General features: G+C 73.1%; 21 protein-coding genes. 14 read left to right on the plus strand and 7 right to left on the minus strand.

Annotated features, from left to right (window positions below):
- Positions 1-12 precede the first annotated feature (12 nt).
- A complete protein-coding gene (locus ACFWVC_RS10765) occupies positions 13-774 on the minus strand; it encodes a Tat pathway signal sequence domain protein (protein WP_384281851.1) in 762 nt (253 codons plus the stop codon).
- 342 nt (positions 775-1,116) lie between these two features.
- Here ACFWVC_RS10765 and glgX point away from each other — a divergent pair, with 342 nt between their 5' ends.
- Genes glgX through ACFWVC_RS10780 form a run of 3 tightly spaced genes read left to right on the plus strand, consistent with a single transcriptional unit; the run spans position 1,117 to position 6,406 of the window.
- Positions 1,117-3,234: a glycogen debranching protein GlgX gene (gene glgX, locus ACFWVC_RS10770; protein ID WP_384281853.1), complete on the plus strand. Its 2,118-nt coding sequence runs from the start codon at positions 1,117-1,119 to the stop codon at positions 3,232-3,234.
- 51 nt (positions 3,235-3,285) lie between these two features.
- Complete coding sequence (gene treY, locus ACFWVC_RS10775) at positions 3,286-5,790, plus strand: malto-oligosyltrehalose synthase (RefSeq protein WP_384281856.1); 2,505 nt, start codon at positions 3,286-3,288, stop codon at positions 5,788-5,790.
- Between the two features lie 55 nt (positions 5,791-5,845).
- The gene (locus ACFWVC_RS10780) at positions 5,846-6,406 is read left to right on the plus strand and encodes a hypothetical protein (RefSeq protein WP_384281859.1); all 561 of its coding nucleotides are present in this window, start codon (positions 5,846-5,848) and stop codon (positions 6,404-6,406) included.
- Positions 6,407-6,428: 22 nt separating this feature from the next.
- On the opposite strand, the gene ACFWVC_RS10785 is transcribed toward ACFWVC_RS10780, so the two are convergent.
- Positions 6,429-7,004, minus strand: coding sequence for an FHA domain-containing protein (locus ACFWVC_RS10785; protein WP_384281862.1), 576 nt, complete (start codon positions 7,002-7,004; stop codon positions 6,429-6,431).
- A gap of 276 nt (positions 7,005-7,280) precedes the next feature.
- Here ACFWVC_RS10785 and ACFWVC_RS10790 point away from each other — a divergent pair, with 276 nt between their 5' ends.
- Together ACFWVC_RS10790 and treZ are read left to right on the plus strand one after the other, a co-directional pair.
- Positions 7,281-8,189 carry a GNAT family N-acetyltransferase gene (locus tag ACFWVC_RS10790; RefSeq protein WP_384281864.1) on the plus strand — a complete coding sequence of 303 codons (909 nt, stop codon included), beginning with the start codon at positions 7,281-7,283 and terminating at the stop codon, positions 8,187-8,189.
- Between the two features lie 29 nt (positions 8,190-8,218).
- Positions 8,219-9,988 carry a malto-oligosyltrehalose trehalohydrolase gene (treZ, locus tag ACFWVC_RS10795; protein ID WP_384281867.1) on the plus strand — a complete coding sequence of 590 codons (1,770 nt, stop codon included), beginning with the start codon at positions 8,219-8,221 and terminating at the stop codon, positions 9,986-9,988.
- 23 nt (positions 9,989-10,011) lie between these two features.
- Here treZ and ACFWVC_RS10800 read toward each other — a convergent pair whose 3' ends face one another.
- Both ACFWVC_RS10800 and zapE read right to left on the minus strand, forming a co-directional pair.
- Positions 10,012-10,875, minus strand: a complete 864-nt coding sequence (locus ACFWVC_RS10800) for a PPK2 family polyphosphate kinase (protein WP_384281871.1) — start codon at positions 10,873-10,875, stop codon at positions 10,012-10,014.
- A gap of 540 nt (positions 10,876-11,415) precedes the next feature.
- Positions 11,416-12,510 carry a cell division protein ZapE gene (zapE, locus tag ACFWVC_RS10805; protein WP_384281874.1) on the minus strand — a complete coding sequence of 365 codons (1,095 nt, stop codon included), beginning with the start codon at positions 12,508-12,510 and terminating at the stop codon, positions 11,416-11,418.
- Between the two features lie 87 nt (positions 12,511-12,597).
- On the opposite strand from zapE, the gene ACFWVC_RS10810 reads away from it, so the two are divergent.
- The 5 genes from ACFWVC_RS10810 to ACFWVC_RS10830 all read left to right on the plus strand — a co-directional run bounded on the left by ACFWVC_RS10810 (position 12,598) and on the right by ACFWVC_RS10830 (position 16,678).
- The gene (locus tag ACFWVC_RS10810; protein WP_384281877.1) at positions 12,598-13,380 is read left to right on the plus strand and encodes a pyrimidine reductase family protein; all 783 of its coding nucleotides are present in this window, start codon (positions 12,598-12,600) and stop codon (positions 13,378-13,380) included.
- Between the two features lie 178 nt (positions 13,381-13,558).
- Entirely contained in the window at positions 13,559-14,032 is a 474-nt protein-coding gene (locus tag ACFWVC_RS10815) for an indole-3-glycerol phosphate synthase (protein ID WP_384281880.1), read from the plus strand.
- Positions 14,033-14,135: 103 nt separating this feature from the next.
- Positions 14,136-15,527 (plus strand): UDP-N-acetylmuramate--L-alanine ligase, encoded by a 1,392-nt coding sequence (murC, locus tag ACFWVC_RS10820; protein ID WP_384281883.1) that lies wholly within the window; start codon positions 14,136-14,138, stop codon positions 15,525-15,527.
- 28 nt (positions 15,528-15,555) lie between these two features.
- On the plus strand, positions 15,556-15,963 hold the full coding sequence (gene msrB / locus ACFWVC_RS10825; protein WP_384281886.1) for a peptide-methionine (R)-S-oxide reductase MsrB: 408 nt from the start codon (positions 15,556-15,558) through the stop codon (positions 15,961-15,963).
- A gap of 88 nt (positions 15,964-16,051) precedes the next feature.
- Positions 16,052-16,678, plus strand: coding sequence for a LysE family translocator (locus ACFWVC_RS10830; protein ID WP_384281890.1), 627 nt, complete (start codon positions 16,052-16,054; stop codon positions 16,676-16,678).
- A 7-nt stretch (positions 16,679-16,685) separates the two neighbouring features.
- Here ACFWVC_RS10830 and ACFWVC_RS10835 read toward each other — a convergent pair whose 3' ends face one another.
- Genes ACFWVC_RS10835 through ACFWVC_RS10845 form a run of 3 tightly spaced genes read right to left on the minus strand, consistent with a single transcriptional unit; the run spans position 16,686 to position 18,863 of the window.
- A complete protein-coding gene (locus tag ACFWVC_RS10835; protein ID WP_384281894.1) occupies positions 16,686-17,357 on the minus strand; it encodes an ABC transporter in 672 nt (223 codons plus the stop codon).
- Positions 17,354-18,184 (minus strand): ATP-binding cassette domain-containing protein, encoded by an 831-nt coding sequence (locus tag ACFWVC_RS10840; protein ID WP_384281902.1) that lies wholly within the window; start codon positions 18,182-18,184, stop codon positions 17,354-17,356. Before ACFWVC_RS10840 ends, ACFWVC_RS10835 begins: the two co-directional genes overlap by 4 nt.
- Before the next feature lies 1 nt (position 18,185).
- The gene (locus ACFWVC_RS10845; RefSeq protein WP_384281907.1) at positions 18,186-18,863 is read right to left on the minus strand and encodes an AIM24 family protein; all 678 of its coding nucleotides are present in this window, start codon (positions 18,861-18,863) and stop codon (positions 18,186-18,188) included.
- A 68-nt stretch (positions 18,864-18,931) separates the two neighbouring features.
- Here ACFWVC_RS10845 and ACFWVC_RS10850 point away from each other — a divergent pair, with 68 nt between their 5' ends.
- From ACFWVC_RS10850 to ACFWVC_RS10865, 4 genes are all read left to right on the plus strand, one after another.
- Entirely contained in the window at positions 18,932-19,609 is a 678-nt protein-coding gene (locus ACFWVC_RS10850) for a peptidyl-tRNA hydrolase (protein ID WP_384281910.1), read from the plus strand.
- A gap of 123 nt (positions 19,610-19,732) precedes the next feature.
- Complete coding sequence (locus ACFWVC_RS10855; RefSeq protein WP_384281979.1) at positions 19,733-21,088, plus strand: DUF692 domain-containing protein; 1,356 nt, start codon at positions 19,733-19,735, stop codon at positions 21,086-21,088.
- A 160-nt stretch (positions 21,089-21,248) separates the two neighbouring features.
- On the plus strand, positions 21,249-21,986 hold the full coding sequence (locus ACFWVC_RS10860; protein ID WP_384281914.1) for a DUF4142 domain-containing protein: 738 nt from the start codon (positions 21,249-21,251) through the stop codon (positions 21,984-21,986).
- Between the two features lie 13 nt (positions 21,987-21,999).
- On the plus strand, positions 22,000-23,175 hold the full coding sequence (locus tag ACFWVC_RS10865) for a DUF1996 domain-containing protein (protein ID WP_384281917.1): 1,176 nt from the start codon (positions 22,000-22,002) through the stop codon (positions 23,173-23,175).
- Positions 23,176-23,234: the final 59 nt, after the last annotated feature.

Below are 23,234 nucleotides of genomic sequence, written 5' to 3' on the forward strand. Positions count from 1 at the left end.
GGCTCTCCGCTCTTAGTGGATCCGGCCGACGGTGCGGTCGCTGAGGTCGACGACGAACCGGGTCGTGTCGATCCACGGCCCGTCCTTCACCTGTGTGAACAGGCGTACGCACCGGTGCTCGCCGCATTTGCGCAAGGCGGCCGGTGCGGACTGTTCCGCGGTGTTGAAGGAGATGCCGCGCAGCCGCAGCTGACCGGGCGAGGTGAGTGGGGTTCCCTTGGCGGCCGCGGCGAAGTCGGTCCGCAGTCCCTCGCCGAGCGGGTCCTCGATGAGCAGCGCGGCCGCCTCGGCGGTCTCGTCCCCGGAGGGAGGCGGCTGCAGGCCGGAGGCGGTGTCGGTGTGCTCGACGGTGCCGCTGGTGAGGTTGACGGTCTTCTTCACCAGCCGGTCGTGGCCGTAGTCGTAGAACAGCACCTCGACCCGGCGGTCCTCATCGGTCTGCGCGGCGTCGTCCGCCGGGTCCGCGAGGTCGGTGTCGAGGTACTCCGGCCCGCGCCCGCCGTCCACGTCCTGCGCGCTGCGCAGGCCGTCGCGCTGCAGGGCTATGAACTTCGCACGGTCGACCTCGGCCTTGGTCAGGGGCCCTCGTCCGGTGTGCTGTCCGCCCTGGGGCGCCTGAATCTCCGTCACGGCGCCGGGGCCGGCGCCGCTGCCATTGCCTGTACCTGTGCCTGTGCCGTGCTGCCCGGGCGCTCCGGACGGGGCGGCGGAACCGGCCGTCGTGGAGTGGTCGTCGCCCGCGGACGCGGCACGCGGCAGGGTGATGGCGGCCATCACCGCGGTGGCGGCGACGGCGACGCCGGCGCCCCATAAGACGCGCCTGACGCCGCGTCCGGCCGCCCCCGATTTCCCCGTGGCGCGGCTTTCCCCCTGATCTGTCACGTATGTACCTCCTGTGCCGTACTGTCACCTGTTCAGATGACGCCAAGACGACCCAGGTTGCCCACAGCGGACGGATTCTTGCGGCAGGCAGGGGAATTGGGACACCCGTACCGGGGAAGATCCTGTCAATCGCGTGCCATCGCGGGTGCGGGTACGTGACGATGCCCTTTCGGCACGTTGTGACCGGGGGTGCGGCCTACCGGCGCCCGGCAGTGAAGTGGAAGAGTCGACGACATGCAGGTCTGGCCGGGTCAGGCATATCCCCTCGGCGCCACGTACGACGGCGCCGGCACCAATTTCGCGGTCTTCTCGGAGGCGGCGGAGCGGATCGAGCTGTGTCTGCTGCACGACGACGGTTCGGAGACCGCCGTCGAGCTGCGTGAAGCCGACGCCTTCGTCCGCCACGCCTACGTTCCGGGCATCATGCCCGGTCAGCGGTACGGCTTCCGGGTCCACGGGCCCCATGAGCCCACCCAGGGGCACCGCTGCAACTCGGCGAAGCTGCTCCTGGACCCGTACGCGAAGGCGATAAGCGGCACGATCGACTGGGACGAGGCGGTGTACGGCTACCGGTTCGGGCAGCCGGAGTCCCGCAACGACCTGGACTCGGCGCCGCACACGATGTCCTCCGTGGTGGTGAACCCCTACTTCGACTGGACCGACGACCGCAGCCCGCGCATCGACTACCACCGCACCGTCATCTACGAGGCCCATGTGCGCGGCCTGACGATGCTCCATCCGGAGCTGCCGGAGGAGATCCGCGGCACCTATGCGGCGCTCGCCCATCCGGCGGTCATCTCCCACCTGGTGGAGCTCGGCGTCACCACGCTGGAACTGATGCCGGTGCACCAGTTCGTCCACGACCACCGTCTGGTCGACGAGGGACTGCACAATTACTGGGGCTACAACACCCTCGGCTTCTTCGCCCCGCACAACGCGTACTCCTCGATGGGCGACCGCGGACAGCAGGTACTGGAGTTCAAGACCGCGGTGCGCGCGCTGCACAAGGCCGGCATCGAGGTGATCCTCGACGTGGTCTACAACCACACCGCCGAGGGCAGCCACCTGGGGCCGACGCTGTGCTTCCGTGGCATCGACAACGCCTCGTACTACCGGCTCGCCGACGACCCGCGCTACTACATGGACACCACCGGCACCGGCAACTCGCTGCTGATGCGCAGCCCCCACGTGCTCCAGTTGATCATGGACTCGCTGCGCTACTGGGTCACCGAGATGCACGTCGACGGCTTCCGCTTCGACCTCGCCGCGACGCTCGCCCGGCAGTTCCACGAGGTCGACCGGCTGTCGTCGTTCTTCGACCTGGTGCAGCAGGACCCGGTGGTCAGCCAGGTGAAGCTGATCGCCGAGCCCTGGGACGTCGGCGAGGGCGGCTACCAGGTGGGCAACTTCCCCCCGCTGTGGACGGAGTGGAACGGCAAGTTCCGTGACACGGTGCGCGACCTGTGGCGCGGGGAGCCCGCCACGCTCGCCGAGTTCGGCTCCCGGCTGACCGGCTCGTCGGACCTCTACCAGGACGACGGCCGCCGCCCGCTCGCCTCCATCAACTTCGTGACCTGCCACGACGGCTTCACCCTGCGCGACCTGGTGTCGTACAACGAGAAGCACAACGAGGCCAACGGCGAGAACAACAGGGACGGCGAGAGCCACAACCGCTCCTGGAACTGCGGCGCCGAGGGCGACACCGAGGACGAGGACGTGCTCGCCCTGCGCGAGCGCCAGATGCGCAACTTCATCGCCACCCTGATGCTCTCCCAGGGTGTGCCGATGGTCTCCCACGGCGACGAGTTCGGCCGCAGCCAGCAGGGCAACAACAACGCCTACTGCCAGGACAACGAGCTGGCCTGGGTGCCCTGGCCCAAGGAGGGCGACACGAGGGCCGAGCAGCTGCACGAGTTCACCCGGCAGATGGTGTGGCTCCGCCGCGACCACCCGGTCTTCCGGCGCCGCCGCTTCTTCCACGGGCGGCCGATGGAGGGCACGCACGACGAGCTCTCGGACATCGCCTGGTTCACCCCTGAGGGTGAGGAGATGACCCAGGACGACTGGGAGGCCCAGGCCAACGCCTTGGTGGTCTTCCTCAACGGCAGCGCGATCTCCGAGCCCGGCGACCGCGGGGAGCGCATCGCCGACGACTCCTTCCTGCTGATGTGCAACGCCTGGCACGAACCCCTGGACTTCGTGGTGCCGGTCAACCACGGCAAGGAGTGGCAGGTCGTCGTGGACACCCAGCGGCCGGAGGGCGTGCCGGCGGGGACCGGGCGCAAGGTCACCCAGGGCGACCGGCTGCGGCTGGCCGACCGGAGCATGGTGGTGCTGCAACGCCCGGCGTAACCGGCGTCCCGGTGTGATGGGCACACCGGCCGGCGGGGTAGTCAGAAAGCTATGACAGAAAGCGCCGCGACCCCGCCGACCGCTGTCGCCCCCGCCGTGCCGACGGCCACCTACCGGCTGCAGCTCCAGCCGGACTTCCCCTTCGCCGCCGCCGAGGCCGTCGTCCCCCATCTGGCCGCGCTCGGTGTCTCCCACCTCCACCTCTCCCCCGTGCTGCAGTCCGTCCCCGGCTCCACCCATGGCTACGACGTCGTGGACCACACCCAGGTGCGCGAGGAGCTGGGCGGCGAGAAGGGTCTGCGGTCGCTGGCCCGCACCGCCCGGTCGCACGGCCTCGGCCTGGTGCTGGACGTCGTGCCCAATCACATGGCGTTGCCCGCGCCGGAGTATCTGGCCCGGCCGCTGTGGGACGTGCTCCGGGAGGGCCCGGGGTCCCCGTACGCGCGCTGGTTCGACATCGACTGGGCCGCCCAGGGCGACCGGCTGCTGCTGCCGGTGCTCGGCGCGCCCCTGGAGGACGTGCTCGGCGACCTGCGCGTGGAGCGCGACCGGGACGCCGGTGAGCGCGTGCTGCGCTACCACGACCACGCCTTCCCGCTGCGGCCGGGCAGTGAGGAACTGCCGCTGCGGCGCCTGCTGGACGCCCAGTGGTACCGGCTGGCGTGGTGGCGGCAGGCCCGCTCCGAACTGAACTACCGGCGCTTCTTCACCATCTCCGAGCTCATCGCCGTCCGCGTCGAGGACCCCGAGGTCTTCGCCGCCACCCACGCCACGCTGCTGCGGCTGCTGGACGAGGGCGTGGCCGACGGACTGCGCATCGACCACCCCGACGGCCTCGCCGACCCGGCGGGCTACCTGCGGCGGCTCGCCGAGGCCTCCGCCGGCCGCTGGACGGTCGTGGAGAAGATCCTCACCGGCGACGAACGCCTCCCGGCCGGCTGGGCCTGCGCAGGCACCACCGGCTACGACGCGCTCGACCGCCTGGACGGCCTGTTCACCGACCCCGCCGGGGCCGAGGAGATCACCGGCTTCTACCGCGAGTTCACCGGCGCCGCCGCCGACCGGGGCGGCCTCTGGGAGCCGACCGTGCGGGCAGCAGCGCTGCGGATCATCGTCCACGACCTGGCCGCCGAGGTGGACCGGCTGACCCGCGCCGCCGTCCGGGCCACCGGCGGGGACGAGCGGGTGCTGCGCGAGGCGCTCCGGGAGACCCTGGTGCGGCTGCCGCGTTACCGCCCGTACGTCGTGCCCGGCGAGCCGGCGCCCGAGGAGGACGTCGCGCTGCTGGAGGCCGCGGCCGAGGCCACCGGGCTGCCGGCCGCCGAGACGATCCGCGACCTGGCGCTCGGACGGTTCGTGGGCGGCCGCGAGGGCGGCGGCGCGGCCGTCGACGAGAGCGGCGCCCAGGACGGTGGCGAGGTCAGCGGCGAGGTCAGTGGCGGAGCCACTGGCGAGGACGGCGGCGGGAACATCGGGGACGACGCGGCCGACTTCGCCGTGCGCTTCGCCCAGGTCTCCTCCGCGTTGCGCGCCAAGTCCGCCGAGGACACCGCCTTCTACCGCTTCTACCCGCTCCTGTGCCTCAACGAGGTGGGCCGCGACCCCGCCCGCCCGGCGACCTCGCCCGAGGAGTTCCACGCCTTCTGCGAGCGGCTGCGCTCCGACTGGCCGCTGACCGGGACCGTGCGCTCCACCCACGACACCAAGCGCAGCGCCGACGTCCGCGCGCGCCTGGCCGCCCTCACGGAGCTGCCCGGCCCCTGGGCGCGGTGGCTGACGGAGACGTCGGAGCAGCTGCGCGCGTACCTCACCGGCCGCGGGATGCCGCTGCCCGAGCGGCATGTGGAGTACCAGGCGTGGCAGTACGCCGCGGTCTTCTGCGACCCGGCCGCCGCGGACCTGGTCGCCGCCACCATGCTCAAGTCCGAGCGCGAGGCGGGTCTGCGCACCGCGTGGACCGACCAACGGCCCGACTACGAGCAGGAACTGACGGACTTCACCAGGGAACTGGTCGGCGGCCCGTCCGCCTTCGCCACCGAGCGGATCGCGGACGAGCTGGCGGCCCCGGAGCGCGTCAACGCCCTCGGCGCGCACCTGGCGCACCTGACCATGCCGGGCGTGCCGGATGTGTACCAGGGCGACGAGGAGCGGCAGCTGCTGCTCGTCGACCCCGCCAACCGCGCGCCCTACGACCCCGGCGCGGCCGACGGCCCGCCGAGCGAGAAGCGGCGCGTCACCGTCGCCGCGCTGCGGCTGCGCCGCGCCCGGCCCCAGTGGTTCACCGGCCCCGAGGCCGGCTACGAGCCGCTCTACGCCCGCGGCGCGGCCGGCGCGCACTGCGTCGCCTTCGTCCGGGGCGGCCGGGCGCTGACCGTGGTCACCCGGCTCTCACGGCGCCTGGCCGAGGCCGGCGGCTGGCGCGGCACCGAACTGGTCCTGCCCGAGGGGGTGTGGACGGAGGTGCTGACGGACCGCCGGTTCGAGGGCGTGCTGCCGTTGGAGGCGCTGCTGGACCGGCTGCCCGTGGGGCTGCTGGTGCGCGACGTCGACCACTGAGGGCGGAGCGCCCGCGCGGACCGGATTGTCGGACCCCGCGGCTAGCGTTTTTCCCATGGACGCATCGAACTCGGCGCACATCTCTGCCGCACCGCAGGACCTGCTCGCCCGCATCGAGAACGACCCGGCCGTGGTCGCGTACCTCGCCTGGCCGGGCGATTTCGACCTCGGCCGGCGGTCGCCGGTGGAGGAACTGACCCTGCCCTCGGGCGATCCGCTGCACCCGATAGCGGGGGACGGCGCGGGAGGCACGTACTTCCTGGTGGGGAAGGAGGGCGACCCCGCTCGGCCGGTGCTCTACGCGGACTCCGAGGGCGAGGCGGCGCTCATCGGGGCGAGTCTGGAGGAGGCGGTGGAGCTGGTGGTCGTGTGCCCGCTGTGGCGCGACGCGGCCGCCGGCTTCCCGCTGCCCGAACTGGAGGCCCAAGTGCGCGCCGACATGACGGACTTCGACCGCGCCCGGCAGGAAGTCCTCGCCGCCCTCGGGCTGACGCCGCCGCCGGCGGACGAGGTGGTGGCCCGGCTGCTGGCGACCGCCGCACGCACGGTGCCTGACTTCCTGCCGTACGTGGACGACGACGACCACGGGCCCTACGAGCCGTTGATCGGGGGGTGAGACAGCGGCCGCGCCGCGCTCGTCAGAGCGCCGCCAAGCGGAAGTGCATGGCGCCGAAGGTGACCCGGTCGCCGGGGCGCACGACGGCCGCGCCCATGACCCGGCGCCCGTTGACCCAGGTCCCGTTCATGGAGCCGAGGTCGCGCAGCACCCAGATGCCGTGCTCGTGGCGCAGCTCGGCATGGATGCGGGAGGCGGAGGCGTGGCTGAGGCGGAAGCCGCAGGACAGGTCCCGGCCTATGCGCAGCGGAATCGGCCCGGGGGCGGGGAAGAGCAACGGGGGCAGCTTCTCGGCCTGCCAGGCGTCGCGGATGCGGACCTGGAGGGCGGAGATCTTGGCGACGCCGCGCTCCAGCATCCGGCCCAGCCGCGTCATCCGGCCCTCGGCGGGCGGGAGGTCGGCGATGAGGGCGTCCAGCTCTTCGGAGCGGCCGGCCGTGAGGGCGAGTTCCACCCGGTGCAGGAAGGTGTCGTGCGAGAGCCGTCCGTCCACGGCACCCCCGCGCAGCACCTCGAGGGCGTGCTCGCGCTCCGCCTCGGTGGGCCGTGGCGCGGGCGCGGACGGCGGCGCGGAATAGGTCGGGAACTCGTGGCTCACGTGCGTGATTGTCGGGCCGAACGCCCCGGAGTGTCCAGAAGCCCTGCACCGGCGCGCCGTTGACCGGGAGGACGGCCGCGGCGCCCGGCGGGCGCGCGCGCAAAAAGCATTGGACGCCGGGGAGTCGGTCTGGCTACGGTGCTCGCACGCCCTTGACCGAGGAAGGAGGCGGAAGCCATGTACGTGTTCACCACTCAGCGCTCCCGCCCCGATGTCCGCAGGGCGATCTCCGTCTGACCGGGAGCGCCCCACTCTCCTGTGAGGACTTCTCCTGTCATGACCGACCTGGTCATCCGCCCGCTTGTCGCGGGTGAGACGCATCTTTTCCACTCCCTGGTTCCCGAGGACACCGGTCTGGTCGGCCGGTCCCTGATGGGTCACACGTACGCCATGGCCGACGAGGGCGGCGAGTACCGCCCCGACTGGACCTGGGTGGCCCTGCGCGGCGGCACGGTCGTCGCCCGCGCGGCCTGGTGGGCCGGTCCCACCGACGACAAGCCGCTGGCCCTGGACTGGTTCGACTTCACCGACGCCGACGCGGCCGTGCGACTGCTGCGGACGGCACCGCTCAAGGCCGAGTACGAACTGCTGCTGCCGCCCGGCTGGCGGGAGCGGCGGGAGGTCCGGGAGGCCGCCCAGACCCGTATCGACGCGGCGATCGTCTCCGGCATGGAACTGGTCGTCGAGCGCTACCGCTACACCTGGACGCCCGAGTGCGGGCTGCCGGAGCGGACCGGACGGCTCGAGTACCGGCCGGAACCGGACGACGCCGTGATCCTCGACGTACTCAAGCGCATCGGGGCCGGCAGCCTCGACGCGCACACCCGCCGCGCCGTGCGGCTGCACGGGGCGGACGCCGCGGCGCGTGAGGAGCTGGAGTTCCTCAACTGGCTGCAGTCGCCGCGCGAATGGTGGCGGCTGGCGTACACGCCCGAGGGCGAACTCGCGGGCATCCAGGTGCCCGGGCGCAATCCGGGCGCGTTCTGCGTCGGCTTCATCGGCGTCCTGCCGGAGCAGCGCGGCCACGGCTACGCCTTCGACCTGCTGGTGGAGTGCACGCACGACCTGGTCGGACACGGCGCGGAGCGGATAGCCGCCGCCACCGACCAGACCAACCTGCCGATGGCGGCGCACTTCGCCAAGGCGGGTTATCCGGTCACCCAGGAGCGCGTCAACCTGGTGTGATCCCCCGGCCGGCGGGCAGCATGGTGCCCATGCGCTTCGACGTGTGGGCACCGGACGCCGGTGAGGTGGAGGTACGGGTCGACGGACGGGCTCACGACATGGAGCGCGACCCCGGACGCGAGGGCTGGTGGTGCGCCGAGGTGCCCGCCGGGCACGGTTCGCGGTACGCGTTCGCCCTCGACGAGGGCCCGCCGTTGCCCGACCCCCGCTCCCGCCGCCAGCCGGACGGCCCGGACGGGGCGAGCGCGGTCGTCGACCACGGCGTCTTCGACTGGACCCACGACTGGGCGGGCCGCCCGCTGCCGGGCGCGGTCCTGTACGAGCTGCACGTGGGCACCTTCACCACCGCCGGCACCTTCGACGCGGCGGTCGAACGCCTCCCGCACCTGGCCGGGTTGGGGATCACGCACATCGAGCTGATGCCGGTGTGCCCGTTCCCCGGCACCCACGGCTGGGGCTACGAGGGCGTGTCGCTGTGGGCGGTCCACGAGCCCTACGGGGGCCCGGACGGCCTCAAGCGGTTCGTGGACGCCGCACACGGCCACGGGCTCGGAGTGGTGCTGGACGTCGTCCACAACCACCTCGGCCCGTCCGGCAATTACCTCCCGCGGTTCGGACCGTACTTCACCGACCGGCACCACACCCCCTGGGGCGACGCCGTCAACCTGGACGCCCCGGGCTCCGACGAGGTCCGCGACTTCCTCGTCGGCAGCGCCCTGTCCTGGCTGCGCGACTACCGCCTCGACGGGCTACGGCTCGACGCCGTGCACGCGCTGGTCGACACCCGCGCCGTGCACCTGCTGGAGGAGCTGTCCACGGCCGTCGACGGGCTGTCGGCGTCGCTGGGCCGGCCGCTGTTCCTGATCGCCGAGTCCGACCGCAACGACCCGCTGACCACCACCCCCCGCGACGCGGGCGGCCTCGGTGTGCACGCCCAGTGGAACGACGACTTCCACCACTGCCTGCACGCGGCCGTCACCGGGGAATCCGCCGGTTACTACGCGGACTTCGCCGTCGCGCCGGCCGCCGCCCTCGCCAAGGTGCTGGAGGGCGTCTTCTTCCACGACGGCACCTACTCCGGCTTCCGCGGCCGCCGGCACGGCCGCCCCGTCGACCGCGCGACCGTGCCCGGGTACCGCTTCCTGGCGTACACCCAGACCCACGACCAGATCGGCAACCGGGCCACCGGCGACCGGCTCGCCGCCACCGTGCCCGCGGGCCTGCTGGCGGCCGCCGCGGCGCTCGTGTTCACCTCGCCGTACACCCCCATGCTCTTCATGGGCGAGGAGTGGGGCGCCCGCACGCCCTGGCAGTTCTTCACCGACCACAGTGACCCCGAGCTGGCGGCCGCCATCACCCGCGGCCGGCGCCGCGAGTTCGCCTCGCACGGCTGGAACGCCGAGGACATCCCGGACCCGCAGGACCCCGCGACCCGGCTGCGCTCCTGCCTGGACTGGTCCGAGCCGGACGGTCCCCCGCACGCCGCCCTGCTGTCGTGGTACCGCCGTCTCATCGCCCTGCGGCACGCCGAGCCGGCGCTGACCGACCCGGCGCTGGACACGGTGCGGGTGGTCACCGGCGAGCACACCCTGTGCCTGGAGCGCGGCCCGTTCCGCATCGCGGTGAACCTCTCCCCCGAGGCCGCCGAGGTCCCCCTGCACGACGCCGCCCGGGGCGGGGCCCCCGGCTACGAGGTGCTCGCCTCCTGGCAGCCCTGCGCCGTCCCCGCCGGCTCCCGCTTCCTCTCCCTGCCGGGTCACGGTGTCGCGGTCCTGCGCGAACAGCGGCCCCCGGCCTGAACCGGGCGGTGGCCGCCGCCCGTTCAGTCCCCGAGCAGCCGCTTGCGGGCGTACTCCACGTCGAAGGCCGCGGGCGGGCACTTGGGGTCGATGAGCTCCAGGTGCTCCATGAGCAGCCGGCCCACCGCCCAGTCGCGGTACCACTTGCGGTCCGCGGGCACGACGTACCAGGGGGCGGTCTCGGTGGAACAGCGGTGCAGCACGGCCTCGTACGCCTTCTGGTAGGCGGGCCACAGGGCGCGGTCGTCGAGGTCGGCAGGGGTGAACTTCCAGCGCTTGCACGGGTTGTCGAGGCGCGCGAGCAGGCGGGCGCGCTGCTCGGCGTAGCCGATGTGGAGGAAGATCTTGACGACGCTGACGCCGTCGTCGGCGAGGGAGGCCTCGAAGGAGTTGATGGTCTCGAAGCGCTCCTCCCAGACCTCCCGGGGGACGAGGCCGCGGACGCGGGCGGCGAGCACGTCCTCGTAGTGGGAGCGGTCGAAGATGCCGATCTGCCCGGCGTGCGGGAGGGCGCGCTTGATCCGCCAGAGGAAGGGGTGCGACTTCTCCTCGGCCGTGGGCGCCTTGAACGCGGTGATGCGGCAGCCGGCCGGGTTGAGCAGGCCGGCGAGGTGGCGGACGGCACCGCCCTTGCCGGAGGTGTCGCTGCCCTGGAGGACGACGAGGACGGAGCGCGGATCGCCCGCCGTGGCCTGGGCGAAGAGGCGTTCCTGCAACGCGGTCAGGCGGTCCCGCGCATAGGGCACGGCCTCCCGCGCCTGGCTCTTGCCGGCCGGGCCGCCAGGGGTGGCGCGGGTGTCGTACGCGCGGAGCCGGACGGGCCCGCCGGCCGGAGGGACCCGGAGCAGCGAGCGCAGTCCGTTCGCTGCGGCCGGTCGATTCGGCACGGCGCCCTCCCAGGCATCAGATGGTTTATCCGATGGTCCGACGGATCCGTGACGCCCGCCAACGGACGCGGCCCGGCGCCCAAGTGCGCTCCGCCGGAAGGCCCAGTGCCCGTTCGCTCGGGAGCCCGTGGCGCCGGGCACCCAGGCCCGGCGGCGGTCGGCCGCGGAACGCCGCGATGACGTGCCGCCCGGCGACGGCAGCCCGAACCGGCCCCTCCTCGGGGGCATCGGCCTCTCCCCGTCCCGGGCGGCCGCACGCGCTCTCCGTGCCCGCCGCTCGCACGGATTCCCGTACCGGAGCTCACCCGATCCGGCCGGGCGCGGCGTCGCGGGCCGGGGCGATGCGCCACGAGAGCCGCCCGGAACGGACCGCAGGGTGTGGCGACGCGCGAGGTACGCAAGCGGGCCGTGCCGCATACCCGAGCGGCACCCGGCCCACGGGGCCCGAGGCTCTCGCCGCCCGCTTCCCCGTACCGGAGATCACCCGATCCAGGCCGCCGGACGCCGCGCCGTTCCCCGTACCGGGGTTCGCCAGGTCCGTCAGTCCGCCAGGCGCGCCGCGTCGCGGGCCAGGGCGGTGAGCCGGGAGATCGCCCGGAAGTACTTCTTGCGATAGCCGCCGGCGAGCATCTCCTCGCTGAAGATGCGGTCGAAGGGCCGGCCGGAGGCCATGACAGAGACCTCGCGGTCGTAGAGCCGGTCGGCCAGGACGACCAGGCGCAGCGCGGTCGCCTGGTCCTGGACGGGTTCGACGCCGCGCAGGAAGACCGCCTCCACGCCGTCGCAGAGGGCGCCGTAGCGGCTGGGGTGGACCCGGGCGAGATGCGCCAGCAGGGTGGGGAAGTCGTCGAGCGAGGCACCGGCGGTGCGGCCGGCGGCGGCGGTGACCTCGTCGTCGGAGAACGGGGCCGGGGCCTCGGGCAGACCGCGGTGGCGGTAGTCCTGCCCGTCGATGCGCAGGGACAGGAAGCGGGCCGACAGGCCCTGGATCTCGCGCAGGAAGTCCGCGGCGGCGAAACGGCCCTCGCCGAGCTTGCCGGGCAGGGTGTTGGAAGTGGCGGCGAGTCGCACGCCGGCGTCGGCGAGCTTGCCGAGCAGCGTGGAGACCAGCACGGTGTCGCCGGGGTCGTCGAGCTCGAACTCGTCGATGCAGACCAGCCGGTGCCCGCTGAGCGCCTGGACGGCCTGCTGGAAACCGAGGGCGCCGACGAGGTTGGTCAGCTCCACGAAGGTGCCGAAGGCCTTCTGCTCGCGCGGCGCGTCGGTGGCGTGCCAGAGCGAGGCGAGCAGATGCGTCTTGCCGACGCCGTAGCCGCCGTCGAGGTAGACCCCGCCGGGGCCGGCGGGCGCGGCCGGGGCCGCCGCACGGCGGAACCAGCGCTTGGGCCCGGGGCCCGCGGGCGTGCCCGTCGCCGCTGCGAAGCCGGCGAGCACGCGCACGGCCTCCGCCTGGCTGGGCTGCCCCGGGTCCGGGATGTAGTTCTCGAAGCGCACCGAGTCGAACCTGGGGGGCGGGACCATCTCCGCCACCAGCCGGCCGGCCGGCACCTGCGGCTCACGGCCGCTCAGCGACACGGGGTGTTCACCACCGGGTATCGGCGTGGTTTCGGGCGCTGCGGCGTAGGGCGAGGACACAGCTCTCCACAGTAGTGCCTCGCAGGGGGTCCCCCGGCCCCGTGTGGTCCACCCCACGCCGCCGGGGGCGCGTGGAAGACTGCTGCCATGCGCCGCCTTTTCCCCCCGTCCGAGGACCGTCGGACCGCCGCCGCACCGCTCGGCGGGGCCCTTGACACACCGGAGTCCCTGGCCGACGCGTACGCGTACCCGGCCGGGGCAGACGGGCTTCCGTGGCTGAGGGCGAACATGGTGGCGTCACTGGACGGCGCGGCGCGGCACGACGGGCGGTCGCAGCCGCTGTCGTCGGAGGCCGACATGCGCGTCTTCGGGGTGCTGCGGGCGCTGGCCGACGTGGTGGTGGTCGGCGCGGAAACGGTTCGCCAGGAGGGCTACCGCCCGGCCCGGGCCCGCGAGGTGTTCGCTGCCCGGCGCGCGGCTGCCGGGCAGCCGCCGGCCGCGGTGATCGCCGTGGTGAGCGCCCGGCTGGACCTGGACTTCTCGTTGCCGCTGTTCACCTCGCCGCTGGTGCCGACCCTGGTGCTGACCGGCGCCGATGCCCCTGCCGACCGGGTGGCGGAAGCGGAGAAGGCCGGGGCGCGGGTGATCGTCGCGGGCGACGGGGCCGGTGTGGAACCGGCCCGCGCCAAGCGGGAGCTCGCCGCGCTCGGACTGCGGCGGATGCTCACCGAGGGCGGCCCGCGGCTGCTGGCGCAGTTCGCCGCGGCCGGGGTGATCGACGAGTTCTGCCTGACCATCGCCCCCCTGCTGACCGCCGGGGACGCGATGCGGATCATGAACGGCCCCGGCGTCGCGGAGCCCGTCCGCCTCTCCCCTGTGTCGATTCTGGAGGAGGACGGGTTCCTGTTCACGCGCTACACGCGCGGATGACGGACGGCGGCGTGCCGGGCATCCGGCGCGGGCCGTGCGCCGATCCGTCGCCATGCACCATCGGCTTGTCGCCGTGCGGGGAGACCTCGGGGAGACCTCACCGCGTGCTCCCCAGGCGGACAGGGCAGGATGGTTCCCGTCACCGGCCCGAGGGGCCGCGAGAAAGAAGGACGCGTCCGTGTTCACGACCGTACTCATGATCGAGCAGCCACTCGTCCCCGCCGACGTGGAACTGGTCACCACCCTCCACGGCGACGAGCCCGTCTCCTTCGTCGTACTGATGCAACCCCGCGGAGATCAGGACCGGCTGCTGCGGTCCATCGACGACGTCGCCCTCGGTGAACTCGACAAGGCGGTCCACGAGCACGACCGGCCCGAGGGCGAGGACGCCCTGCTGCCTGCCGAACGCGCGCTGAACCACAGCCTGAAGGCGCTGCGCGACCACGGCTCGGAGGCGGTCGGGGAGGTCGTCGAGAGCCACCCGATCGAGCTGCTGAAGTCCGTCGTCGAGCAGACCCACGCCGACGAGGTGATCGTCCTGACCGCACCGCACCTGGTCGAGGAGTTCTTCCACCGCGACTGGACCTCACGGGCCCGCCACAAGGTCGGCGTCCCGGTCCTGAAGCTGTTCGCCCACAACGCCGAGGACTGAGCGGCGGGGGCGGGGGACGGGCGTCCCCCGCCCCGCGCGGATGGAAGAATCGGAGGTGGCCCGACCACACGGCACCCGCCCGAGCACGCAGGGAGCAGCGCGCATGAGCCCCACCCTTCCCCCCGCCATGGACCGACCGCACTTCATCGGGATCGGCGGCGCCGGGATGTCGGGCATCGCGAAGATCCTGGCCCAGCGCGGCGCGAGCGTCGCGGGCAGTGACGCCAGGGACTCGGAGACGGCGCAGGCGCTGCGGGCACTCGGCGCGACCGTGCACATCGGGCACGCCGCGGAGCACCTTGCGCCGGACGCCACCTGCGTGGTCGTCTCCAGCGCGATCCGGGACGACAACCCCGAGCTGGCGGCCGCGCGCGAGCGCGGCGTCCCGGTGGTGCACCGCTCCGACGCGCTCGCCGCGCTCATGGTGGGCCTGCGCCCGATCGCGGTGGCCGGCACGCACGGCAAGACCACCACCACCTCCATGCTCGCGGTGAGCCTGTCGGCGCTGGGTCTGGACCCCTCGTACGCCATCGGCGGCGACCTGGACGCCCCGGGTTCCAACGCGCACCACGGCACGGGCGAGATCTTCGTGGCGGAGGCGGACGAGAGCGACCGCAGCTTCCAGAAGTACGACCCCGAGGTGGCGATCGTGCTCAACGTGGAGCTGGACCACCACGCGAACTACGCCTCGATGGACGAGATCCACGAGTCCTTCGAGACCTTCGTCGGCAAGATCGTCCCCGGCGGCACCCTGGTCGTCGGCGAGCACTCCGGGGCGCGCGAGCTCGCCGCCCGGGTCGCCGGCCGCGAGGGCCTGACCGTGGTCAAGGTCGGCGAGGACGCCGACGCGGACCTCAGGATCGCCCGGATCACCCCGCAGGGCATGGCGAGCGAGGTCACCGTGTGCCTCGGCGGCCGGGAGCACACCTTCACCGTCTCCGTCCCCGGCCGCCACTACGCGCACAACGCGGTCGCCGCGCTGGCCGCCGGCATCGCGCTGGACGTCCCGGCGGAGGACCTGGCCAAGGCGCTCGGCACGTACACCGGCGTCAAGCGCCGCCTGCAGCTGAAGGGCACCGCGGGCGGCGTGCAGGTGATCGACTCCTACGCGCACCACCCCACGGAGATGACCGCCGACCTGGAGGCGCTGCGCGAGGCCGCGGGCGACCGGCGCATCCTGGTGGTGTTCCAGCCGCATCTGTTCAGCCGCACCCAGGAGCTCGGCCGCGAGATGGGCGAGGCCCTGGGGCTGGCCGACGCCTCCGTGGTGCTGGACATCTACCCGGCCCGCGAGGACCCGATCCCCGGCGTCACCAGTGCCCTGATCATCGACGCGGCGACCGCCCACGGCGCGGACGTCACCGGGGAGCACGACAAGGACGCCGTGCCCGCGCTGGTGGCCGGAATGGCGGGGCCCGGCGACCTTGTTCTCACCATGGGCGCAGGAGACGTGACGGACCTCGGTCCGCGGATCCTGGCCCGACTGGAGAGCTGAGCACGAGGGACACGAGGGAGAGGACACCATGGCGTACGAAGTCGACAAGTCCGAGGAGCAGTGGCGCGAGGAGCTGACGCCGCAGGAGTACGCCGTCCTCCGCAAGGCCGGGACGGAGCCCGCGTTCACCGGTGAGTACACCGACACCAAGGCCGAGGGCGTCTACTCCTGCCGCGCCTGCGGCGCGGAGCTCTTCACCTCCGACACCAAGTTCGAGTCCCACTGCGGCTGGCCGTCCTTCTACGACCCGCGGGACAGCAAGGCCGTGGAGCTGATCGAGGACCGCTCGATGGGCATGGTCCGCACCGAGGTGCGCTGCGCCCGCTGCGGCTCGCACCTGGGCCACGTCTTCGAGGGCGAGGGGTACCCGACGCCCACCGACCAGCGGTACTGCATCAACTCGATCTCGCTGCGGATGCAGCCCGCGCAGGGCTGACCCGAGGAGGCGCCGCCCGGACCCCGGGCGGCGCCGGCCCCGTGAAAAGGTCCCGTACCGGCACGGGCGGCTGTCCCACACTGTGGGGATGCCCACCTTCCTGCTGCCCCTCCTGGGAGCCTGCCTGCTGATCGCAGCCGCCCCGGGACCGAGCACCGTACTGATCATCCGCCACTCGCTGCGCAGCCGCCGCGCAGGCTTCATGACCGTGCTCGGCAACGAGACGGGCGTGTTCCTGTGGGGCCTTTCTGCGGCCCTCGGTCTCACCGCGCTGCTGGCGGCCTCGCAGACCGCGTACGACGCCGTGCGGATCGTGGGCGCGGCGGTGCTCCTCTGGTCCGGTGTCCAGGCGCTGCGGGCGGCCCGCCGCGGTCGTGGGGGCGACGAGGCGGAACCGGAGCCGCGGGCCGCCGCCGTGACACCGTGGGCGGCGTACCGGGCCGGGCTCGGCATGAACCTGGCCAACCCCAAGGCGGCCGTCTTCGCGATGTCCTTCCTCCCTCAGTTCGTGCCCGCGGGAGCGCCCCAACTGCCCACGATGGCGGGGCTGGCGGCGCTGTGGGCGATCTTCGAGGTCGGGTACTACGGCTCGTACGGCCGGTTCGTCGACCGGCTGAGGTCCGTGTTCGGCCGGGCCGCCGTCCGCCGCCGGCTCGAATTCGTCTCGGGCGGGGTGCTGGTGGCGCTGAGCGTGCGCATGACCCTGGAGAACTGACGCTCCGTCATCCGCGGCGGGAGCTGAGCAGGCCCGCCACCGCCGCGGCGCCCGCGGCGACGACCGCGGCGGCCAGGAGCGGGAGCAGCGGGTAGGGGACGTGGCCGGTGTGCGAGGCCGCGACCAGTTCGCGGACGGCGGCGTTGGCGGGCGAACCGGCGGCGACGAGGACCAGGACCGCGGCGCCCGTGGTGACGGGCACCGCCCAGCCCGGACGGAGCAGCACGGGCGGATTGGTGAGCGCGCCCACCGCCGTGCCCAGGAGCGCCGACACCAAGGCCGTCAGCACACCCGAGACCGCGGCCGGCCCCACCGGGACGGCCTTGAGGTGGTCAGTGGTGTGCGGATCGGCGACCCACAGCACGATGCCCGTGCCCGCGAAGCCCGTCACTGCCGAGCACACCAGCGCGGCCAGCACCGCCGCCGCATGCGCCCGCGCCGGTCCCGTGGCCGCAGCCGCGCACGCGCGGGCCGCCGGAGGCTCGCCGGTGACGCAGACGCGCACCAGCCACGCGGCGGCCGGGAGCAGCGCGGCCGCGCTCCAGCCGAGGGAGTCCAGCAGCGGCTGCGGCCCCGCGGTGAGGCCGATCGCGAGGACGGCGGCGTAGAGCAGGAGCGGCGGCAGCCAGCGGTACGAACGCAGCAGCAGGGCGGTCTGGTAGCGCAGCAGCGCGGTCATGAGTCCTCCGGTGGCCCGCCCGCCGGGCGGACCGCCCGGATGTGCCAGGGCGGGTCCGCGTCGAGCAACCGCCGCAGGACGGCGTCGGATTCACGGGCGGGGACGGTCAGCCGGAGCGTGCCGGGGGCGGTCGTCCCATGGTGCAGGCCCGCGGGCGGTTCCCCGCCCCCGAAGGCCTCGACGACCACCAGCGGCCCGGCGTCCCCGTCGTGGGGCACGGGCGCGGGCACGAGCCGGGCGTCCTCCACGCGGTGCGCCGCCGTGGTGTCTCCGGCCAGCCGCCGGAGGTCGTGGTCGACGAAGACGGCCGTGCCGCCCGCCGCCACGGTGGCGCGCACGGCGTCGTCCAGCACGTCGCGCGCCGGCTGGTCCAGGCCCGTCCACGCCTCGTCCAGGACGAGCAGTTCCGGCTCGGCCAGCAGCGCCTGGGCGACGGCGACCTTCTGGCACGTGCCCTTGGACAGCTCCCGCAGCGGCGTACGGGCGTACTGGGCGATGCCGAAGCGCTCCAGCCACCGCTCGGCGCGGTCGGCCGCGGTACGGCTGCCGAGGCCGTGCACGCGCCCGAGGTGGACGAGGTAGCCCCGCGCGTCGAAGGGCAGCGCGGGCGGGAAGCGCTCGGGCACGTACGCGGTGCGCGGGCGCCCGGTGACGTGCCCGGCGGTGGGGCGGTCGATGCCGGCCAGGACGCGCAGGAAGGTCGACTTCCCGCTGCCGTTGGCGCCCTCGACGCGCAGCAGCTGCCGTCCGGGCAGCTCCAGGTCCACGTCCCTCAGCACCCACGGCCCGCGCGCTCCGTAGCGGCGGCCGACCGCCTCCAGCCGCACGTCAGTGGGCGCCGGGCTGGTGCGGCTGCGACTCGCTGGGACGCACGATCACGAATCCCTCGCCCTGGAGCATCAGCTGGACCGCCTCGCCCGAGCCGCCGCGCAGCATCGAGCCGAAGCTCTGCGAGCGGTGCAGCGAGGTCTGCAGCTGCGCGCTCCAGCCGACGACGGCGTCGGTGTCGACGTAGACCGGCGCCTGCGGGGTCACGGGGATGACGATCGGGTTGCCCTCGCACATCACGCCCAGGCGGCCGTGGCCGGTGAACACGCTGTTGAACAGGCCGCCGCCGACCATGCCCGCGCCCTTGACGACCTTTATCTCGTAGGCGAGCGTCGCGTCGAAGACCAGCACATTGCGGCCGTTGATGGTGAGGCTGTCGCCCGGGTCGATGTCGATGACGAAGCAGTTGGCGGCCTCGTGCGCGAACCAGGCCTCGCCCTGGCCGCGCACCGTCATCAACGGCAGGCCCTCGCCGGTGAGGGCGCGCTTGAGGAACTTGCCGACGCCCTGCCCCTTCACCTCGAACTGCAGGTTCCCGCGGAAGGCGATCATCGCGCCCTGTCGCGCGAAGCACTCGCCGTTGACGGCGTACTTGATCGATTTGGCGTTCTGCAGGGTCATGCCGGGCTCGGTGGCCGGCTGCGCCGTGTTCTCGGTCGCAAAGAGGTCGCTGCGCACGGGGCACATCCTGGCCCGGAAGGATCGCCTCCGCCAAGCCCGTCCGGGCCGGATGGCAGACTGTTGCGGTGAGCACCGATCCTCGTGACAGCCGTCCCCAGTTCGTTCTTCCGCTGGTCGTCCGCATCGAGCGGGACGCACCGCCCGCCCGCACCGACGCCCTGGAGACCGCCGCCCGCGCGGTCCTGGCCCTGCGTTCCGACGGGCGCGCCACGGCGGAGGACGGCGAGTGGGCCGAGGCCGTGCACGGCTGGGAGGACGCCCGCATCCGCAAGGTGGTGCGGCGGGCCCGCGGCGCCGAGTGGCGGCGCGCGGAGGCGCTGCCGGGGATCACGGTGACGGGCAAGTCGGCCGAGGTGCGGGTCTTCCCGCCGGTGCCGCTGGACGGCTGGCCGAAGGATCTGGCCCGGCTCCAGGTCTCCGGGACCGAGCTGGAGGACCCCGAGGTGCCCGCGGAGCCCGAGCCGGGCACGCCCGTGCTCTGGCTCAACCCGGACGTGGAGATGTCCGCGGGCAAGGCCATGGCGCAGGCCGGGCACGGCGCGCAGCTCGCCTGGCTCGCGCTGTCCGCCGGCGACCGGGAGCTGTGGCGGGAGGCCGGCTTCGCGCTCGCCGTGCGCACCGCGCGGCCGGAGCAGTGGCGGTCGCTCGTCTCCGGCGGGCTGCCCGTCGTGCGGGACGCGGGATTCACCGAGATCGCCCCGGGGTCGTGCACGGTCGTGGCGGACCACCCGGCGCTGCGGTGACCGCGGCCGCCGCCGCGCGCGAAGCTCAAATCAAGCTCTGAACCACCGGCCGGCACGGTTCGTGCCGCTTCCGCGGGGCCACAACCCCGGCAGGAGGAAGGGGGACCGGTGGTGGAGCACTCGATGCTGGGCACGGGGATCGGCTGGCGTCCGGAGATCGCGGACACCGTCGAGGCGCTGGCGGAGGCCGGCCGCGTCGACTGGGTCGAGGCGGTCGCCGAGAACGTGTGTCCGGGCCATGTCCCCGACTCCCTGGTACGGCTGCGCGAGCGCGGCGTCACCGTCGTCCCGCACGGGGTGTCGCTCGGCCTCGGGGGCGCCGAGCGGCCCGGCCCGGAACGGCTGGCCGCGCTCGCGCAGCGCGTGGAGGCGCTGGGGGCGCCGCTGGTGACCGAGCACATCGCCTTCGTGCGCGGCGGCGGCGAACCGACCGGCTCCGCCGCCCTGGAGGCCGGGCACCTGCTGCCGGTGCCGCGCACCCGCGACGCGCTGGACGTGCTCTGCGAGAACGTGCGCATCGCCCAGGACGCGCTGCCCGTGCCGCTCGCGCTGGAGAACATCGCCGCACTGGTCGCCTGGCCGGACGAGGAGATGAGCGAGGGCGCGTTCCTCGCCGAACTCGTGGCGCGCACCGGGGTACGTCTGCTGATCGACGTGGCCAACCTGCACACGAACCACGTCAACCGGGGCGAGGACCCGATCGCCGCCCTGGACGCGCTGCCCGTCGGGGCCATCGCCTACGTCCACGTCGCGGGCGGCTACGAGAAGGACGGCGTATGGCACGACAGCCACGCCCACCCCGTGCCCGCGGCCGTACTGGACATCCTGACCGCGCTGTACGAGCGGGCCTGCCCGCCGGGCGTACTGCTGGAACGTGACGACGACTTCCCCGCGGGGGACGAACTGGCGGCCGAACTGGCCGCCGTCCGGGGCGTGGTGGAGGCCGGGGCGCGGCCCGCGGCCGGTGCACCCCCCACCCTGCCGGGGGTTGTCGCCCCGGCGGCGCCGGCCGCACGGCAGCGGCTCGCCCTGCGCCAGACGGCACTGCTGTCCGCGCTCGTGGCCGGCACCCCGGTGCCCGAGGGCTTCGACCGGGTCCGGGTCGGAGTGCAGAGCCGCGCCCTGGCGGCCAAGCGCGCCGGCATCGTGGCGAAGGTCGCGCCCGAACTGCCGGAGATCCTCGGCCCGGTCTACCGGCCCGCGTTCCTGCGCTACGCCACCGTCCGCCCGCTCGGCGGGGGTTACCGGCGTGACGCCCTCGACTTCGCCGCCCATCTGCTCGACGGGGCCGGCGGCCCGGCCGGCGTGCCCGACTCCGAGGCCCTGCGCCAACTCCACATCTGGTGGCGGGAACGCTCGGGTCCGGCGCCTTTGACCGGCTGGCAACGGCGGCTGTTGCGGCACCGAACCGTGATCACGCGACAGCCCTCACACGTATTCATACGTATGCGGGACACGCTCCGTTCAAAGCTGCCATAATCTTTTTCAACAGGCCTCCGACCTGCGGCGCAAATGCCCGCGGAGGCCGTTCACCGGGAAACACGACAACGTACCAAGAACAGCACGGCGATTCCCGGGATTCGCGAATACGTGATGTTAACTCGCCTGGACGGCGTCAAACGCACTAACGTGCGGTCCCATGCGATCCACCCGTTACGCCACCGGACTGAGCCTTGTGGTCGGGGCTTTCGTGGTCACCCTGGCCGCGCTGGCCTACCCGGTCATGTCGGGGCTGAACAGCCCCTCCGTCACCGCGGCCGCCGCCCAGACGGTCTCCACGCAGTACGGTCCACTCACCCAGCTGGACCGCACCTTCGTCACCAAGGTGCGACTGGCCGGCCTGTGGGAGTTCCCGGCCGGACAAATGGCCCTGCAGAAGGGGACGACCTCCGCCGTCAAACGCGCGGGGCAACATCTGATCGACGGGCACACGGGCCTGGACTCGACGTGCCGAACGGTCGCTCCCCAATTGGGCATCACGCTGCCCAATCAGCCCACTCCCCAGCAAATGGGCTTTCTGGCCACTTTGTCCGCGGCCAATGGAAAGGACTTCGACCAGAAGTTCGCGAACATCCTGAGGCTCGCCCACGGCCAGGTGTTCTCGGTCGTGGCGCAGGTTCGTGCCACCACCCGGAACTCACTGGTCCGCCAGCTCGCGGACCAGGCGAACACGACGGTGCTCGATCACATCACCGTCCTGGAGAAGACCGGGCTGGTGAACTTCGACCAGATCTCCGTCGACACCACCGCGAGCCCGACCAACCCCGCGGCCGCGATACCGGTCTCCCCTGCCCCCGGAGAACCGACCTTCATCGTCACCCCGTCCCCCACGTACTCCCTCCCTCCCGCGGCGTCCTCACCCCAGCCGTCGCAGTAGAAATGAGCTATCCATGCCCACACGACAACAGATGAACCACCGGCGCAGGTTGAGCACCAAACAACTCGTGCTGATAGCCGTGCTGGCACTGCTCGGCTCCGGCGGCACCTTCGCCCTGGTCACCGGCTCGGCCTCGGCCCACTGGCGGCCCTCCTCCGGCCACTCCAACGGGTGGCAGAAGCCCAGCCCGTGGAACAGCACGAAGGCCGACACAGGGAACACCGGAGGGAACCAGAACAACGGCGGCCAGAACGGCGGGACCGCCGCGCCGTCGGCCTCCGCCTCGGCGTCGGCCTCGGCCTCGGCCCCCGCCGGCGGTACGCAGACCAACGGGCCGGTCGCGGCGGACTTCGCGGACATCCGCTCCGTCCAGCCGAACGCCCAGCGGGCGGCCTTCCAGCGAAGCGCCTCGCGCGGCGCCTTCACCGCGCGCTGCGGACGCAACGAGAACAAGCACAACAACCCCGACAACTTCATCGTGGCCCCCGGCGTCTCCAATGGCGCGCACCACGTCCACGACTACGTGGGCAACCTGACCACCGACGGCTTCTCGACCAACGAGACGCTGGCGGCGGGCGGCACCACCTGTGCCCGCGGCGACAAGTCGGCGTACTTCTGGCCGGTGCTGCGCACCCGCACCGCCAACGACGCGCCCGACGCCGACGGCAACACCGGCACCATCCTCCAGGCCCGGTCGGTCAGCCTGACCTTCAAGGGCAACCCGACCGCCAAGGTGGTCGGCATGCCGTCCACCCTGAAGGTCATCACCGGTGACGCCAAGTCCTTCACGAACGGCGTCGCCAACGCCAAGGCGTCGTGGAGCTGCACGGGCTTCGAGAACCGCCAGCTCACCGACAAGTACCCGCTGTGCCCGCGGGGCAGCCAGGTGGTCCGCACGCTGAACTTCCCCAGCTGCTGGGACGGCGTGAACACCGACAGCGCCAACCACCGCACGCACATCGTCTTCCCCGACGGCGCGGGCCAGTGCCCGGCCGGCACCAAGGCGGTCCCCCAGCTCCAGATGCGCCTGACCTACCAGGTGCCGCAGGGTCCGAACTACGCGGTCGACAGCTTCCCCGAGCAGCAGCACAAGCCGGTGACCGACCACGCGGACTTCGCCAACTTCATGCCGGCGAACCTGATGAACCAGGTCGTCAGCTGCATCAACCGCAACCGCACCTGCGGATGACGCCCCCGGTCCGCCCGCCCGATCCGGGAAACACCGGGCGGACCCCACGGGGGTTGGGC

Source organism: Streptomyces sp. NPDC058691, from assembly GCF_042714775.1.
Taxonomy (GTDB): Bacteria; Actinomycetota; Actinomycetes; order Streptomycetales; family Streptomycetaceae; genus Actinacidiphila.

What these genes read in the sequence shown, in the direction of transcription:
- ACFWVC_RS10765 (WP_384281851.1), bottom strand. Translation starts at nt 774, where the DNA reads ATGGCCGCCATCACCCTGCCGCGTGCCGCGTCCGCGGGCGACGACCAC.
- glgX (WP_384281853.1), top strand. Translation starts at nt 1,117, where the DNA reads ATGCAGGTCTGGCCGGGTCAGGCATATCCCCTCGGCGCCACGTACGAC.
- treY (WP_384281856.1), top strand. Translation starts at nt 3,286, where the DNA reads ATGACAGAAAGCGCCGCGACCCCGCCGACCGCTGTCGCCCCCGCCGTG.
- ACFWVC_RS10780 (WP_384281859.1), top strand. Translation starts at nt 5,846, where the DNA reads ATGGACGCATCGAACTCGGCGCACATCTCTGCCGCACCGCAGGACCTG.
- ACFWVC_RS10790 (WP_384281864.1), top strand. Translation starts at nt 7,281, where the DNA reads ATGACCGACCTGGTCATCCGCCCGCTTGTCGCGGGTGAGACGCATCTT.
- treZ (WP_384281867.1), top strand. Translation starts at nt 8,219, where the DNA reads ATGCGCTTCGACGTGTGGGCACCGGACGCCGGTGAGGTGGAGGTACGG.
- ACFWVC_RS10810 (WP_384281877.1), top strand. Translation starts at nt 12,598, where the DNA reads ATGCGCCGCCTTTTCCCCCCGTCCGAGGACCGTCGGACCGCCGCCGCA.
- murC (WP_384281883.1), top strand. Translation starts at nt 14,136, where the DNA reads ATGAGCCCCACCCTTCCCCCCGCCATGGACCGACCGCACTTCATCGGG.
- msrB (WP_384281886.1), top strand. Translation starts at nt 15,556, where the DNA reads ATGGCGTACGAAGTCGACAAGTCCGAGGAGCAGTGGCGCGAGGAGCTG.
- ACFWVC_RS10830 (WP_384281890.1), top strand. Translation starts at nt 16,052, where the DNA reads ATGCCCACCTTCCTGCTGCCCCTCCTGGGAGCCTGCCTGCTGATCGCA.
- ACFWVC_RS10835 (WP_384281894.1), bottom strand. Translation starts at nt 17,357, where the DNA reads ATGACCGCGCTGCTGCGCTACCAGACCGCCCTGCTGCTGCGTTCGTAC.
- ACFWVC_RS10855 (WP_384281979.1), top strand. Translation starts at nt 19,733, where the DNA reads ATGCTGGGCACGGGGATCGGCTGGCGTCCGGAGATCGCGGACACCGTC.
- ACFWVC_RS10860 (WP_384281914.1), top strand. Translation starts at nt 21,249, where the DNA reads ATGCGATCCACCCGTTACGCCACCGGACTGAGCCTTGTGGTCGGGGCT.
- ACFWVC_RS10865 (WP_384281917.1), top strand. Translation starts at nt 22,000, where the DNA reads ATGCCCACACGACAACAGATGAACCACCGGCGCAGGTTGAGCACCAAA.